Here is a 14,054-nt window from a genome sequence, read left to right on the forward strand (position 1 = left end):
TCAAAGAGCAAACTAGGAAGCTAGCCGCAGGCTGTACTTGAGTACGGCAAGGTGAAGCTGACGTAGTTTGAAGAGATTTTCGAAGAGTATAAAAACGCCAAACGGCGTTTTTATGGCTATTAAGGTTTAATACGGTGCAACATACGTGGGAATGGAATGGCTTCACGGATGTGTTTAGTTCCAGCTGCGAAGGTTACCATACGCTCGATACCGATACCGAATCCACCGTGTGGTACTGTACCGTATTTACGAAGGTCAAGATAGAATTCATACTCTGTACGATCCATACCAAGTGATTCCATCTTAGCGACAAGGGCATCATAGTCTTCCTCACGTATTGAACCACCGATGATTTCTCCGTAACCTTCTGGCGCAAGCAAGTCTGCACAAAGTACGCGGTCTGGGTTCCCCGGAACTGGTTTCATGTAGAAAGCCTTGATGTCAGCTGGATAGTTGATCACGAAAGTTGGTACACCAAAGTGGTTTGAAATCCAAGTTTCGTGTGGTGAACCAAAGTCATCTCCATGCTCAAGATGTTCGTAGTCAGCATCTGCATCATTTTCATGCTCTTGCAAGAGATCAATGGCTTCATCGTAAGTAATACGTTTGAATGGCTCTGCAATGTAGCGTTTCAAGAGTTCTGTATCACGCTCCAATGTTTCCAAGGCTTGAGGAGCACGGTCAAGAACACCTTGAAGCAACGCTTTAACATAAGCTTCTTGTAAGTCAAGTGACTCGTCGTGTGTCAAGTATGAATACTCAGCATCCATCATCCAGAACTCAGTCAAGTGACGGCGAGTCTTAGATTTCTCTGCACGGAATACTGGACCAAAGTCAAAGACGCGACCTAAAGCCATAGCACCTGCTTCAAGATAAAGCTGACCAGATTGACTCAAGTAAGCTGGTGTTCCAAAGTAGTCTGTTTCAAAAAGTTCTGTAGAATCTTCTGCCGCATTTCCTGAAAGGATTGGGCTATCAAATTTCATGAAGCCATTCTTATCAAAGAACTCATAAGTTGCATAGATAATAGCGTTACGGATTTGCATCACTGCTACTTGCTTACGAGAACGAAGCCACAAGTGGCGGTTATCCATCAAGAAGTCTGTTCCATGTTCTTTTGGAGTGATTGGGTAATCTTGAGATTCACCGATGACTTCGATGTCTGTAATATCCAACTCGTAACCAAATTTAGAACGTTCGTCTTCTTTGACAATCCCTGTCACAAAAACAGATGTTTCTTGGCTTAGGCGTTTGATGGTGTCAAATTTTTCAAGACCTACTTCTTCTCCAAATTTTTCGATAAAGTTTGGTTTAAAAGCCACACCTTGGAAAAAGGCTGTTCCGTCACGCAATTGTAAGAAGGCAATTTTCCCTTTTCCAGATTTGTTGGCAACCCAAGCACCGATAGTGACTTCTTGACCAACGTAATCTTTTACTTCGATAATTGTTACACGTTTTGTCATCATTTATCTTCCTTTTTTCGTTTAACTTGTCCAAAGACATTATTACTCACTATTTTACCACAAATAATGACTGATAGCTAGCTAGTTTGATAGAAATTCATAAGTTTTTAGCTACAAAAACCTCCGCAAGAGGACGGAGGTTTAACTTCTTATTTTTCCATAAATTGGTGCAAGCGACGAATAGCTTCTTTGAGTGTATCTAGGTCTGTCGCATAGCTGAGACGGACATTCTCTGGTGCTCCAAATCCTGCTCCTGTAATCAAAGCCAGACCTACTTCCTCAAGAATAGCCGTTGTAAATGCTGTTACATCGCTATAGCCTTTCATTTCCATGGCCTTTTTGACATTTGGGAAGAGATAGAAAGCTCCTTGAGGTTTGACTACTTCAAAGCCAGGGACTTGGCACAAGAGAGGATAAATGGTATTGAGACGTTCCTCGAAAGCCTGACGCATGGTTTCTACGGAGTCTTGTGGACCAGTTAAGGCCTCGATTGTTGCGTATTGTGAAACAGCGGTTAGGTTAGAAGTTGTTTGACCAGTCAATTTGCTCATAGCAGCAATAATTTCTGGATCACCTACTGCATAACCAACACGCCATCCTGTCATAGCGTAGGCCTTAGACACTCCATTGATGACAATAGTTTGTTTGCGAATAGCTTCTGATAGACTAGAGATTGGAACAAACTCATTCCCGTTATAGACCAAACGACCATAAATATCATCTGCTAGGATAAGAATATCATGTTCAACAGCCCAATTTCCAATGGCTAATAATTCCTCACGAGAATAGATCATCCCAGTCGGATTAGATGGTGAGTTTAGTACCAAGACTTTAGTCTTATCTGTACGAGCTGCTTCTAATTGCTCAACAGTCACTTTAAAGTGATTGTCTTCTTTGGCTTGGACAAAGACTGGAACACCTTCGGCCATCTTAACCTGGTCTCCATAGCTAACCCAGTAAGGTGTTGGAATAATGACCTCATCACCAGGGTTGATCACAGCCATAAAGAAAGTGTAGAGTGAGAATTTGGCACCTGTAGCAAAAGTGACTTCATTTGCTGCCACAGAATAACCATAATAACGCTCAAAATAGGTATTGACCGCTGCTTTTAATTCAGGTAAACCTGAAGCTACCGTATAGAAAGAAGCACGTCCATCTCGAATGGCTGCAACAGCAGCATCTTGAATATTTTCAGGAGTATGAAAATCGGGCTGACCTAAAGTTAAGAAAAGAACATCCTTTCCTTCAGCCTTTAACTTCTTTGCTCTTGCATCACTAGCCAGAGTGACGCTTTCTTCCATTTCTAAGACACGTTTAGATAATTTCATAGCTTCTCCTTTTCGATTAGGGCACCAGATTCAAAATCCACTAGATAGTAGTCTCCACCAGACTTGATTTCCCAGACGGGTTTATCAGCATACCGTCCAAAGGTAATCGTGTCAATCTCAGTTGCTCCTTTTTCTCTGACAACTGCTTCTGCTTTTTCTTGTGAAGTACCACTTTCTAGTTGATACACATAGATTTTTTGACTATTTTTCTCAATTAAAACAGCTATTGGCTTTTGATGTTTATCTTGACCAAGGACACTATAATAGCTCTCTAAACCATTGAAGAAATCAACCTGGCTGACCGTTTCTAGATTCGCATACTGCTTGGCAAGTTTTTCCCCTTCTACCTTTGCTGTCTGATAAGGCTTCATGCTAAGCCACACCAAATAGAGAAAGGAAGAAGTCACAACTAGAGCCAGCAGGGTCAAGCCAATACTGTACTGAAATAATAAGGAATTTTTTTCTTTTTTCTGTCTCATTTTCACTCGTCTATTTTACCATCTATCCAAGTGAATTACAAGTAAATAAAGGAGGAGGATTTAGCACGGAACTTCTCTTATGACAGGAGTATATGACGCTTGAATTATTGATTTCACAGACTGTTCCTAATCTCTACTCCTAAAAATAATCTTGACTATCATCGATTTTTATTTTCTGGGCAAATTTCTTGCAAATGATTTCATTTTGTTGTAACATCATTTATAACAACAGAAAAAGCTCTGATTAAAATATAAAGGAGACTCCCTATGTCTAAAAAAGTATTATTTATCGTTGGTTCACTTCGTGAAGGTTCTTTCAACCACCAAATGGCGCTAGAAGCCGAAAAAGCTCTTGCAGGAAAAGCTGAGATTAGCTACCTTGACTACTCAGCAATCCCACTTTTTAACCAAGAACTTGAAGTTCCAACTCTTCCAGCTGTAGCAGCGGCTCGTGAAGCTGTTCTGGCTGCTGATGCTATCTGGATTTTCTCTCCAGTCTACAACTTCTCAATTCCTGGAACAGTGAAAAACTTGCTTGACTGGCTTTCACGCGCTCTTGACTTATCTGAAACTCGTGGTCCATCTGCCCTTCAAGATAAAATTGTTACTGTGTCTTCAGTAGCAAATGCAGGTCATGAACAACTCTTTGCAATCTACAAAGACCTCTTGCCATTCATCCGTACACAAGTTGTAGGTGAATTCACTGCAGCTCGTATCAATGATTCTGCTTGGGTAGATGGTAAACTAGTCCTTGAAGACAGTGTTGCTACTTCACTAAAACAACAAGCTGAAGACTTGGTTCAAGCTATTCAATAATTGAATTGAAAAAAAGAAGAGGTTGGGACAAAAGATCCCAACCTCACTTTTTATTAGCAATCAAACTTTGACGCGGTAGCTGATTGAACTTTTTGTTCGTCTTTTTGACTCCAAAAAGCTCCTAATCATCCTCGCGGGGCTGGGACAACGAAATCGAGACTTTGTCTATCGATTTCTGTCCCACCGCCTTTTTCTTAATCAACTAATTCATCAATCATACTATGTTTTAGTGGTAAACTACACATCACTAATAGGAAAATAAAGGATGATTGAATCCAAAAGAGAGCCAAATCAAAAATTCCGTGCACAGCTACTACTGTCAAGAAAGAGAGGTAAAGTCCAAGGATAGGACGCTTACTAGGTACTTGACTCATATCAATCAACATTCGTACCGGAGTGGTAGAAGCAATCCCCAAGAGAACGGTACCGACAACTCCATAACTCAAAATCGTATCTATATAAATACTATGAGCATGTTCATGATAAGGTGCTCCAATACGAGGGAAAGAGTGCATGTAGGTTAGCGGTCCTTCACCCCAGAATGGATTTTGCTTAAACAAGGCCATTCCAGCATTCCAGATAGAAACACGTTCTTCCATAGATGAATCTAAGGTTCCCATTCGAACACCCAAATCACTCGAAAATAGAAAGGCTAAACCAACCCCAAAAACTCCTATACTAAGCCAGAAGGCACGCCAGTTTTTAATGGTCGTGAAGAGGTAAATGATGGCTCCAAAGATGATGGCTGGAAAAGCTGTACGATTCTGCGTAAAGTTTAAACCGAATAAATTAGCAAAGATGGCAATCATAGAAAAGATTCGTAACCACCTTAACTTAGTTGTGCTAATCAGATAAAAACCAATCATGATACAGAAACAACAGATAATTCCATAGTAATTAGGGTTAAAGAAGGCAACCTCCGCTCGGTTTTGATGCCAAACCTGCATTCGTGGTGAGAGGAAGGTATAATCAAATTTCTTTACAATTTGGAAATGTTCCAAGGCTGCAAAGACTGCTGCAAAGACACTTAAGGCTAATATTCCTTCAATCGTCAACCTGAAAAATTTAGGAGTCAACTGGGATTGATAGTAGTAAAAGAAGATGGCAAACAGAAACATGGCCACCGAAGAAACTACTCCCATCACATTTTGTGCCAGAAGAGAAATTGCAGTGCTATAAGCAATAAAAAAGAGCAAGACAGGGTGTTGAGACAAACGTTTCAAGATCCCCTTCATCTCCCCAGTATATACTAACCAAAGTAAGTAAGAGATAAAAATAATAACAAAAAGATAAAAAGGAAGAAAAATACTCAGAATAACTCCCAAAAGAAGTCCTTCTTGTTTCGATAAACTTTTTAACTTTTCAATGACACCTATTGATTTCACAACAGATCCTTTCCTTCTGAATATCACATTCAGATAAATAAGTTATTAAAACATTTTACCATTTTTCAAGAGATTTGAAAACCTCTTTGCCTCTATCATCGTGACTAAAACAAAGTAAAATTTTATAGTTAACTAAGATTACTTGAAAATCGCTATCCCTTTTTTAAAAATATGGTACAATAAATCTAATTATTCCAGAAAGGGTCTAGCATGAAATCCTACCAAGAAGTCTATAAAATACTAGCTACTGAGACCGATTATCTAAGCGGAGAAAAAATAGCTGAGAGATTAAAACTATCTCGAACTTCCGTATGGAAGGCGATCCAACGTCTCCAACAAGAGGGACTGGAGATTGACAGTATCAAAAACCGTGGGTATAAACTTCTTGACGGTGATCTTATCTTACCTCAGGAAATCGAAGCAAATAGTCCCATTACTGTCCAGTTTAAACCCTCAACAAAATCTACCCAAACCGATGCTAAAGAGGCTATGGAAGCTGGTGAAAAAGGAGATAGGCTCTACCTTTCCACTAGTCAAACCATGGGGCGTGGCCGTTTTCAACGTCCCTATTTTTCTCCAGATAAAGGGGGGATTTACATGTCCCTTCACTTACAACCCAATCTCCCTTACCAGAATCTTCCAGCCTATACACTTCTAACAGCTGGAGCTATCTACAAGGCTATCAAAAACCTTAGTTTAATCGACGTGGATATCAAGTGGGTCAATGACATTTATCTGAACCAGAAAAAAATTGCTGGTATTCTAACCGAAGCCATTACCTCCGTAGAAACTGGTCTCGTTACAGATGTTATCATTGGGGTCGGGATCAACTTTTCTATCGCTGAATTTCCCAAGAATCTACAAACTAAAGCTGGAAGCTTATTTTCTCAAAAGACTCCCATTACTCGCAATGAATTGATTGCTGAAATCTGGAAATGTTTCTACGAAACAGAAGCCGATGAACTCCTCTATCTCTATAAAAAACGCTCAATCGTTTTAGGAAAAGAAGTCTCCTTTAAGCAAGAGCACCAAACTATCACAGGAAAAGCCTGTGACATCTCTGATCAAGGACAACTACAGATAGAATTAGCCAACGGTGAAAAGATTTGGCTCAATAGTGGTGAAGTTTCGCTCACTAAATGGTAGCTCTACTCGATGAAAAAAAACGACCTTTCTTATTGAAGGTCGATTTTTTCATCTGTTATTTTTTCAAACGTTCAACGTCACGCGCGATAACGAGTTCTTCATCTGTTGGAATAACAAGTACACGAATTTTTGCTGCTTCTGTTGAGATATCTCCAGTCACACCAAAGACATTTTTCTCTGGATCTACATCACAACCGAACCAAGAAATACCAGTGATAACTTTTTCACGCACACCAGCTGCATTTTCACCAACTCCTGCAGTAAAGATAATGGCATCTGCTCCGTTTAGGACAGCCAAGTATTGTCCGATGTGTTTCTGGATACGGTCAACGTACATTTCAAGAGCCAAGGTTGCATCAGGATCACCTGCTTCCATTGCCGCTTGAACATCACGCATATCACTAGACTTACCTGAAACACCCAACAATCCTGACTCGCGATTGAGGATGCGACTGATATCTTCAGGCTTGTTAAAGTCCTCTGTATATTGCATTAAATACGGAATGATAGCCGGGTCAATATCTCCTGTACGAGTTCCCATCATAACACCACCAAGTGGAGTGAATCCCATTGAAGTATCAACAGATTGACCACCCTTAACAGCTGTAATAGAAGCACCATTACCGATGTGACAGGTAATCAATTTCAATTCTTCAAGTGGACGTCCCAAGAGTTTCGCTGCTTCTTGAGCAACGTACTGGTGGCTTGTACCGTGCGCTCCGTATTTACGAACCTTGTTTTCTGTATAATACTTAGTTGGTAATGGATAACGGTAGGCTTTTTCTGGCATTGTTGTATGGAATGATGTGTCAAAAACTGCTACACTTGTGATCTCTGGCAACAATTCTTTGAAGGCACGAATTCCAGCAGCATTTGCAGGGTTGTGCAATGGAGCAAGAAGTCCTAGTTCTTCGATTTTTTCTAGAACATCCCCTTCAACAACTGTAGACTCTTTGAAGTATTCTCCACCTGCAACAACACGGTGTCCAACACCAGTAATTTCATCATAAGATTTGATAATATCAAAACGAATCAAGTCATCAAGCAAGATTTTTACAGCTAAAGTGTGGTTTTCAATGTCAAGAACTTGCTGTTCTGAACGACCATCGAACTTAACTGTAGAAATAGAATCTTTCAACCCAATGCGTTCAATCAACCCTTTTGCAAGCACCTTTTCTTCTGGCATTTGGTAAAGTTGCCATTTCAAGCTAGAGCTTCCAGCGTTAATTGCAATGGTTTTTGTCATAATGTTTCCCCTTTTTAAGCGTTTTCAACTATTATATCAAAATTTATACTAGATTTCATGTTCTTGACACCAATTTTGAAAATTTTCCTTAAATTCCAACAAAATTTCAGGATCACGAAGACTAGCAAGTGGATAAACGAATGGCTCAAAGCCTTCTACCACTTTCTTTTGTAGAACAAAAATGGTCTTAGACTGGGCCCCTTGAGCGAAGAGATCCTCTGGTAAAGCTACGATAACTACTAGTTGAGCCTGGTCAGTCAGCCAGGATTTCAAGAGGTCACTCTGGGGACTCGTCAAAAGATCTGTTGGAGCAAGGAAAATAGCATAACCTCCCGTCTTAAGATACTTGAGAGATTGCTCCATTAATAGATGATGAGCATAAGTATGTTCATCCTTTGCTGCTACTTGGTAACGAGAGGCAATCTGATCGTCCGGGTAGTAGCCAATCGGGAGGTCGCTCACAATAAAATCACTTTCTTTTAATACTTGTGGACGTACTGCATCTCCTTGGACAAAGCCCATTTGAAGATCCATAACTTCCGCCATGCTTGCTGCCAGATCAATCAAGAGGTCGTCTATCTCAATCCCTAGGTAATCTACCTTTTTGTTCATGGACGTTAAAAAGCTAGCACCCAGAATTCCCATCCCAGAACCCAATTCTAACAGACTCAAAGCTTCAGTTGGCCAAAGCTGCTCGATGATAAAAATCATCAAGTGACCAATCGCGTCAGGTGTAAACTGGTGATTAGCCTGAAGAGGTTCTGTTTGCGAAGCTTTCATCAATAGAAATTGGTAGGTCCGTAGCCACTCCTCTTTTCGAAGTGCCAAGCGTTTTAGGGCCTGGTTATTTTTTTTGACTTGCTCCAAATTGGTTTGTCCATCTAGGTAAATCCCATTTTGTTCAATTAAGGCATCGTAAAAATTTGTCGCCAAATCGTTTTGAATGATTTGGACGTTTTCTAGTAAATAAGTATATGCTTGTTCAATTTTTTCAAAATCCATACCCTTATCTTACCAAAAATAATGTCCTTTTTCCAGATTTTCATGATAGTGAAAACAAATTAAAACCTCTAAGATGACTCTCAAAGGTTTAATCATGACTATTTACTATTTTCAACTGCTGCAGTGACAAAGGCAGTGTAGAGTTCTTCTGGGCGGTTTGGACGACTTGAAAGCTCTGGGTGGTACTGACAAGCCACAAAGAATTTGTTTTCTGGAATTTCCACAATTTCTACCAAGCGGTTGTCTGGTGAAACGCCTGAAAAGACAAAACCTGCTCCTTCAAACTGTTCACGGAAGGCATTGTTAAATTCATAACGGTGACGGTGACGGCGTTGCACCACCTCTTTGTTATGATAAGCTGCCGCTGCCTTAGAACCACGTTTTAACTTAGAAGGATAAAGTCCCAAACGAAGGGTACCACCCATGTCCTCAACATCAATCTGATCACGCATGATATCGATGATAGGGTATTTGGTATCAGGATTTAGCTCTGCTGAATTAGCTCCTTCAAGACCTAAGACATTACGGGCAAATTCGATACAGGTCAACTGCATACCCAAGCAGACTCCCAGCATTGGTACATCATTTTCACGCGCATAGCGAATCGCTTCAATCTTACCTTCTGTTCCGCGTTGACCAAAACCACCTGGCACGATGATTCCGTCAGCATCAGATAGGAGTTCTGCCACATTGTCAGCTGTCACATCGTTAGCATTGACCCAATCAATCTTCACTTCTGCATCATTGGCATAACCAGAGTGTTTCAAGGCCTCTACGACAGAAATGTAGGCATCTTGCAACTCAACATACTTACCAACAAGGGCAATCTTGACTTGTTTTTTGAGGTTCATGACCTTATCAACCATAGCTGACCACTCTGTCATATCTGCTGCAGGTGCATCTATTTTCAAATGGTCACAAACGATTTGATCCATACCTTGTGCTTGCAGATTAAGTGGGATTTGGTAAAGATGATCGACATCTAATGACTCGATGACAGCTTCTGGTGCCACATCACAGAACTGGGCTAGTTTATTTTTAATTCCTTGTCCAGCTGGCTTTTCAGTACGGATGACCAACATATTAGGCTGGATTCCCAGACCACGCAATTCTTTGACAGAGTGTTGAGTTGGTTTGGTTTTCATTTCACCAGCTGCCTTGAGGTAAGGAAGCAAGGTCGTATGGATATACATGACATTATCTGCACCCACATCTGCCTTCATCTGACGAAGAGCTTCTAAGAATGGAAGTGACTCGATATCCCCGACTGTTCCACCAACCTCTGTAATAATGACATCAGAGTCAGTCGTTAGAGCAGCACGCTTGATTTTTTCTTTCAAGGCATCTGTAATATGAGGAATAACTTGGACAGTTGCTCCAAGGTACTCTCCACGGCGTTCCTTACGAAGAACTTCGCTGTAGATTTTACCAGTTGTCACGTTTGAGTATTTATTAAGGTTAATATCAATAAAACGCTCATAGTGACCCAAGTCCAAATCTGTCTCAGCCCCATCATCTGTTACAAATACTTCTCCGTGCTGGTAAGGGCTCATGGTTCCTGGGTCAATATTGATATAAGGGTCAAATTTTTGAATGGTCACCTTCAAACCACGGTTTTTCAAAAGACGCCCAAGGCTCGCTGCAACGATCCCTTTCCCAATTGACGATACCACACCACCAGTGACAAAAATATATTTCGTAGACATAGATTCCTCTTTCTAAAATGCTCAAGGTCTTGTTCACTAATAGGGGATTGAGAAAACAAGACCTTCATCAATAACTACACCCCAAGAAGAAAAGCTTCCTGGAAAAAACAAAAATAGCTCCCTAATAACTAGGGAGCTCCGACCTCTAAAAGAGGTGCCCGAACAATATATTACCTCAAAATGAAGCATTTGTCAAATAGAACAAATCGTTGACTTGCCATTCCAGCTTACAAAACTAGTTCAGACTAATACAAAAAAGCTGGACTAGGAAATCGAGACTTGATAGACCGATTCCAGCTCCAACTCCTTTTTATTTTTATTCTTCCTCTTCTTCAGAGTCTTCGTCGTCCTCTTCATTAAGATCGACTTCTTCATCTAGATCATCTGGGGCGATTTCATTGATTTCAGCATCGTAGGCTTCCACTTCATTCTTCTCATCATCTGGATTTTCATCATCATAAGAAAGAGCTGGATCTTCTTCGTATGCATCCTCATCTTCTGGATCATCTGCACTGTAATCAATAGCATCTGCATCACCATCCATAAAGGCGTTGACACGTTTTTTCTTAGCCTTAGGTGTTACTTCTTCATCATCACTTTCTTCAAGAGCAATGATTTCCTCATCGATTTCATCGACTCCATACCATGAACGAAGGCCCCATTTGTTATCCCCAAGGGAGATAAAGCTACCGTCAAAGTTCAACTCTGTGTAGAACAAAGGCAAAGCTTCACGAATATCGCTATTAGAGGTACCGAGATAGTTTTGGATTTCATTAACCAAATCACTAAAATGCATTTCGTGATCACGACCACGGAGTTCCAAGATGGCACGAGCCACCTCAATCATAGATAGTTCACTTTTTTCTTGCCCAGCAAATACTTCTAATTCCAAAGCGTTTCTCCTCATTTTTTACTACTAACGCCAGAGTGGATAAACTCTGATCTCATTTTATCATGTACTCTTTATTGTACGATAATTTTGCCTAATAGTCAAAGGTTTAGGAGAAATAAATGTGAAATATTTCAGCTAATTAATACTCAATGAAAATCAAAAAGCAAACTAGGAAGCTAGCCACAGGCTGCTCAAAACACTGTTTTGAGGTTGCAGATGGAAGCTGACATGGTTTGAAGAGATTTTCGAAGAGTATAAAAGACCTGGGAGATACACCCACAGGTCCGATACTTTATTTATAACTTAAAGCTCGTTTAAAGGTTTTCCAGATCCCCAAATCATCCGTTTGAAGAACCAAACTAGCATACATACGTCCAATAAAAGCTGTTGCAGTAACTGCAAAAATAACCGTTATAGCAAGCGAAATCCATGCTTCTAGTCCATTTGCGTAACCATTGATAGCTCTGAAAGGCATAAAGAAGGTTGAAACGAATGGGATGTAAGAACCGATTTTCAAGATCAAATTATCCCCAGAAGTTCCTAAGACAGTTACTCCAATGAAACCTACCATAATCAAAAGCATCAAAGGCGATAAGGCCTTACCAGAGTCTTCAGGTCGCGAAACCATAGAACCTAAGAAGGCAGCCAAGACCACATACATAAAGAGACTAACCAAGACAAATAACAAGGTATTGATCGAAAAGGCTTCTCCCAAGTGATTTAGAATACCTGAATTTGCCAAGATAGGCATATCCTTAAAGAAGAAAATAGCTCCAAGTCCACCTACAACATAAATACCAATATGAGTCAAAATAACAAGAAGTAAGGCAATCATGCGGGCGTAGAAATAATGGCTAGCACGAATGCTTGAGAAGACCACTTCCATGATTTTGGTTCCTTTCTCGCTGGCTACTTCTTGAGCAGTAACACTAGCATAAGTAATCAAAATCATATAGAGGAAGAAACCTAGTCCTGCAGCCGCAAAGGTTTGGACCATCTTTTTATTTTCCTTGGCTTCATCAATCTGTTCTGTAAATTGAACCGTTTGAGCCAAGCGTTTTTCCTGTTCCTGAGACAAATTTGCTTCTGAACGGTTGAGTTGGGATTGGAGTTCATTCAACTTAGCGGTCACTGCTAACTTAATGCCACTCTCTAGTGAAGTTTCACCATGATAGACTGCCTTGAGGACACTGTTCTCCTGGTCAATGGTTAGATAACCTTTTATTTTTTCATCCTTGATGGCTTCTTGGGCACTCGCTTCATCCTTATAGTCAAAGTTAAGACCATTGGTCGATTTAAGTTCTTCTGTAACAAGAGGAACAGAACTAACTACTGCTACCTTACTATTTTGAGCCAAGGAAGAACCTTGGAGAACACCAATTCCTCCAGATAGACCTAAAAAGAGGAAAGGCGAAATCACCATAAAGAAGAAACTCCACGACTTGACATGTCTTAGATAGGTTTCTTTGATTACAACCCACATATTTCTCATACTTCCACCCCTGATTCTAATTTAAAGATTTCATCGATTGTTGGAGCTTGTTGATCAAACGTCGCGATATATTGACCTTGAGTCAAGATTGGGAAGAGTTCTCTACCTGCACTTTCATCATCTAAAATCAACTTCCAACTACCTTGCTTGGTCAAGCTAACCTGTTTGACATGAGGAAGGCTCTCCAGTTCTTCCTTGCTTCGTTCACTTGAAACAAAAAGTCGTGTTTTGCCATATTGATTGCGGACCTCTTGAACCGGTCCATGCAAGACCACACGCCCATCACGAATCATGAGGATATCATCACAAAGTTCTTCGACATTGGTCATGACATGGTCAGAAAAGATAATGGTCGCGCCACGTTCTTTTTCTTTCAAGATAACCCGCTTAAGAAGTTCGGTATTAACTGGATCCAAGCCACTAAAAGGCTCATCTAGGATAATCAAATCTGGTTCATGAATCAAAGTGATAATCAACTGAATCTTCTGTTGATTTCCTTTTGAGAGACTCTTAATCTTGTCCGTCAGTTTCCCCTTGACTTCCAGTTTTTCCATCCATTGAGGGAGTTTTTCTTTGATTTCCTTAGCGTCCATTCCTTTTAAAGTCGCCAAATAACGAACTTGTTCAAGGACTGTCAATTTAGGCATAAGACTGCGTTCTTCAGGGAGATAACCAATGCGAGCATAGGTCTCCTGACGAATGTCTTGACCATCAAGCTCAATCTCCCCTTGATAGTCTAAAAATTTCAAAATACTGTGAAAAATAGTTGTTTTCCCAGCTCCATTTTTCCCGACTAGTCCCAAAATACGCCCTGGTCGTGCTTGAAAGGCAACACCAAACAAAACTTGCTTAGGCCCAAAACTTTTCTCTAGATTTCTTACTTCGAGCATCATCCACCTCCGAAATTTATTGCACTCATTATACTCCTTTTTGATAGCATTTACAATGATTTATGTACATTTTTAAATTTTAATTTCAAGAAGGATATTTACTGGATAGGAACTTTATTGGCTCATCACCAAGCATTTTTGTCCTCCAGATTTTAAGTGATAAATTTATTATACTCATTTCTTGATAAATCCGTTGGCTATGTCCTCAA

General features: G+C 40.3%; 12 protein-coding genes. 2 read left to right on the plus strand and 10 right to left on the minus strand.

Annotated features, from left to right (window positions below; genetic code table 11):
- Positions 1-119: 119 nt before the first annotated feature.
- From asnS to QM928_RS01195, 3 genes are all read right to left on the minus strand, one after another.
- Positions 120-1,463 (minus strand): asparagine--tRNA ligase, encoded by a 1,344-nt coding sequence (gene asnS, locus QM928_RS01185; protein WP_414294346.1) that lies wholly within the window; start codon positions 1,461-1,463, stop codon positions 120-122.
- A gap of 149 nt (positions 1,464-1,612) precedes the next feature.
- Positions 1,613-2,791 (minus strand): pyridoxal phosphate-dependent aminotransferase, encoded by a 1,179-nt coding sequence (locus QM928_RS01190; protein WP_414294315.1) that lies wholly within the window; start codon positions 2,789-2,791, stop codon positions 1,613-1,615.
- Complete coding sequence (locus QM928_RS01195) at positions 2,788-3,276, minus strand: DUF5590 domain-containing protein (protein ID WP_414294314.1); 489 nt, start codon at positions 3,274-3,276, stop codon at positions 2,788-2,790. The genes QM928_RS01190 and QM928_RS01195 overlap by 4 nt, the downstream gene beginning before the upstream one ends.
- 261 nt (positions 3,277-3,537) lie before the next feature.
- On the opposite strand from QM928_RS01195, the gene QM928_RS01200 reads away from it, so the two are divergent.
- Positions 3,538-4,086 carry an NAD(P)H-dependent oxidoreductase gene (locus tag QM928_RS01200; protein ID WP_375555726.1) on the plus strand — a complete coding sequence of 183 codons (549 nt, stop codon included), beginning with the start codon at positions 3,538-3,540 and terminating at the stop codon, positions 4,084-4,086.
- Between the two features lie 194 nt (positions 4,087-4,280).
- Here the strand turns inward: QM928_RS01200 and QM928_RS01205 are convergent, their stop codons facing one another.
- The gene (locus QM928_RS01205; RefSeq protein ID WP_414273207.1) at positions 4,281-5,471 is read right to left on the minus strand and encodes an O-antigen ligase family protein; all 1,191 of its coding nucleotides are present in this window, start codon (positions 5,469-5,471) and stop codon (positions 4,281-4,283) included.
- A 210-nt stretch (positions 5,472-5,681) separates the two neighbouring features.
- Here QM928_RS01205 and birA point away from each other — a divergent pair, with 210 nt between their 5' ends.
- The gene (gene birA, locus QM928_RS01210) at positions 5,682-6,617 is read left to right on the plus strand and encodes a bifunctional biotin--[acetyl-CoA-carboxylase] ligase/biotin operon repressor BirA (RefSeq protein WP_414273206.1); all 936 of its coding nucleotides are present in this window, start codon (positions 5,682-5,684) and stop codon (positions 6,615-6,617) included.
- Positions 6,618-6,672: 55 nt separating this feature from the next.
- Here the strand turns inward: birA and QM928_RS01215 are convergent, their stop codons facing one another.
- The 6 genes from QM928_RS01215 to QM928_RS01240 form a co-directional block, all read right to left on the minus strand.
- A complete protein-coding gene (locus tag QM928_RS01215; protein ID WP_414273205.1) occupies positions 6,673-7,863 on the minus strand; it encodes an acetate kinase in 1,191 nt (396 codons plus the stop codon).
- A gap of 48 nt (positions 7,864-7,911) precedes the next feature.
- Complete coding sequence (locus QM928_RS01220) at positions 7,912-8,865, minus strand: class I SAM-dependent methyltransferase (protein WP_414294313.1); 954 nt, start codon at positions 8,863-8,865, stop codon at positions 7,912-7,914.
- A gap of 98 nt (positions 8,866-8,963) precedes the next feature.
- Positions 8,964-10,571: a CTP synthase gene (locus QM928_RS01225; RefSeq protein WP_000105251.1), complete on the minus strand. Its 1,608-nt coding sequence runs from the start codon at positions 10,569-10,571 to the stop codon at positions 8,964-8,966.
- Positions 10,572-10,887: 316 nt separating this feature from the next.
- Complete coding sequence (gene rpoE / locus QM928_RS01230; protein WP_075232134.1) at positions 10,888-11,463, minus strand: DNA-directed RNA polymerase subunit delta; 576 nt, start codon at positions 11,461-11,463, stop codon at positions 10,888-10,890.
- Positions 11,464-11,755: 292 nt separating this feature from the next.
- A complete protein-coding gene (locus QM928_RS01235; protein WP_414294312.1) occupies positions 11,756-12,955 on the minus strand; it encodes an ABC transporter permease in 1,200 nt (399 codons plus the stop codon).
- A complete protein-coding gene (locus QM928_RS01240) occupies positions 12,952-13,845 on the minus strand; it encodes an ABC transporter ATP-binding protein (protein ID WP_075232136.1) in 894 nt (297 codons plus the stop codon). Before QM928_RS01240 ends, QM928_RS01235 begins: the two co-directional genes overlap by 4 nt.
- Positions 13,846-14,054: the final 209 nt, after the last annotated feature.

It is taken from the genome of Streptococcus infantis, from assembly GCF_047460405.1.
Lineage (GTDB): Bacteria > Bacillota > Bacilli > Lactobacillales > Streptococcaceae > Streptococcus > Streptococcus infantis_Q.

Coding starts and splice junctions, on each gene's coding strand:
- asnS (WP_414294346.1), bottom strand. CDS start 1,463: ATGACAAAACGTGTAACAATTATCGAAGTAAAAGATTACGTTGGTCAA.
- QM928_RS01190 (WP_414294315.1), bottom strand. CDS start 2,791: ATGAAATTATCTAAACGTGTCTTAGAAATGGAAGAAAGCGTCACTCTG.
- QM928_RS01200 (WP_375555726.1), top strand. CDS start 3,538: ATGTCTAAAAAAGTATTATTTATCGTTGGTTCACTTCGTGAAGGTTCT.
- birA (WP_414273206.1), top strand. CDS start 5,682: ATGAAATCCTACCAAGAAGTCTATAAAATACTAGCTACTGAGACCGAT.
- QM928_RS01215 (WP_414273205.1), bottom strand. CDS start 7,863: ATGACAAAAACCATTGCAATTAACGCTGGAAGCTCTAGCTTGAAATGG.
- QM928_RS01220 (WP_414294313.1), bottom strand. CDS start 8,865: ATGGATTTTGAAAAAATTGAACAAGCATATACTTATTTACTAGAAAAC.
- QM928_RS01225 (WP_000105251.1), bottom strand. CDS start 10,571: ATGTCTACGAAATATATTTTTGTCACTGGTGGTGTGGTATCGTCAATT.
- QM928_RS01235 (WP_414294312.1), bottom strand. CDS start 12,955: ATGAGAAATATGTGGGTTGTAATCAAAGAAACCTATCTAAGACATGTC.
- QM928_RS01240 (WP_075232136.1), bottom strand. CDS start 13,845: ATGCTCGAAGTAAGAAATCTAGAGAAAAGTTTTGGGCCTAAGCAAGTT.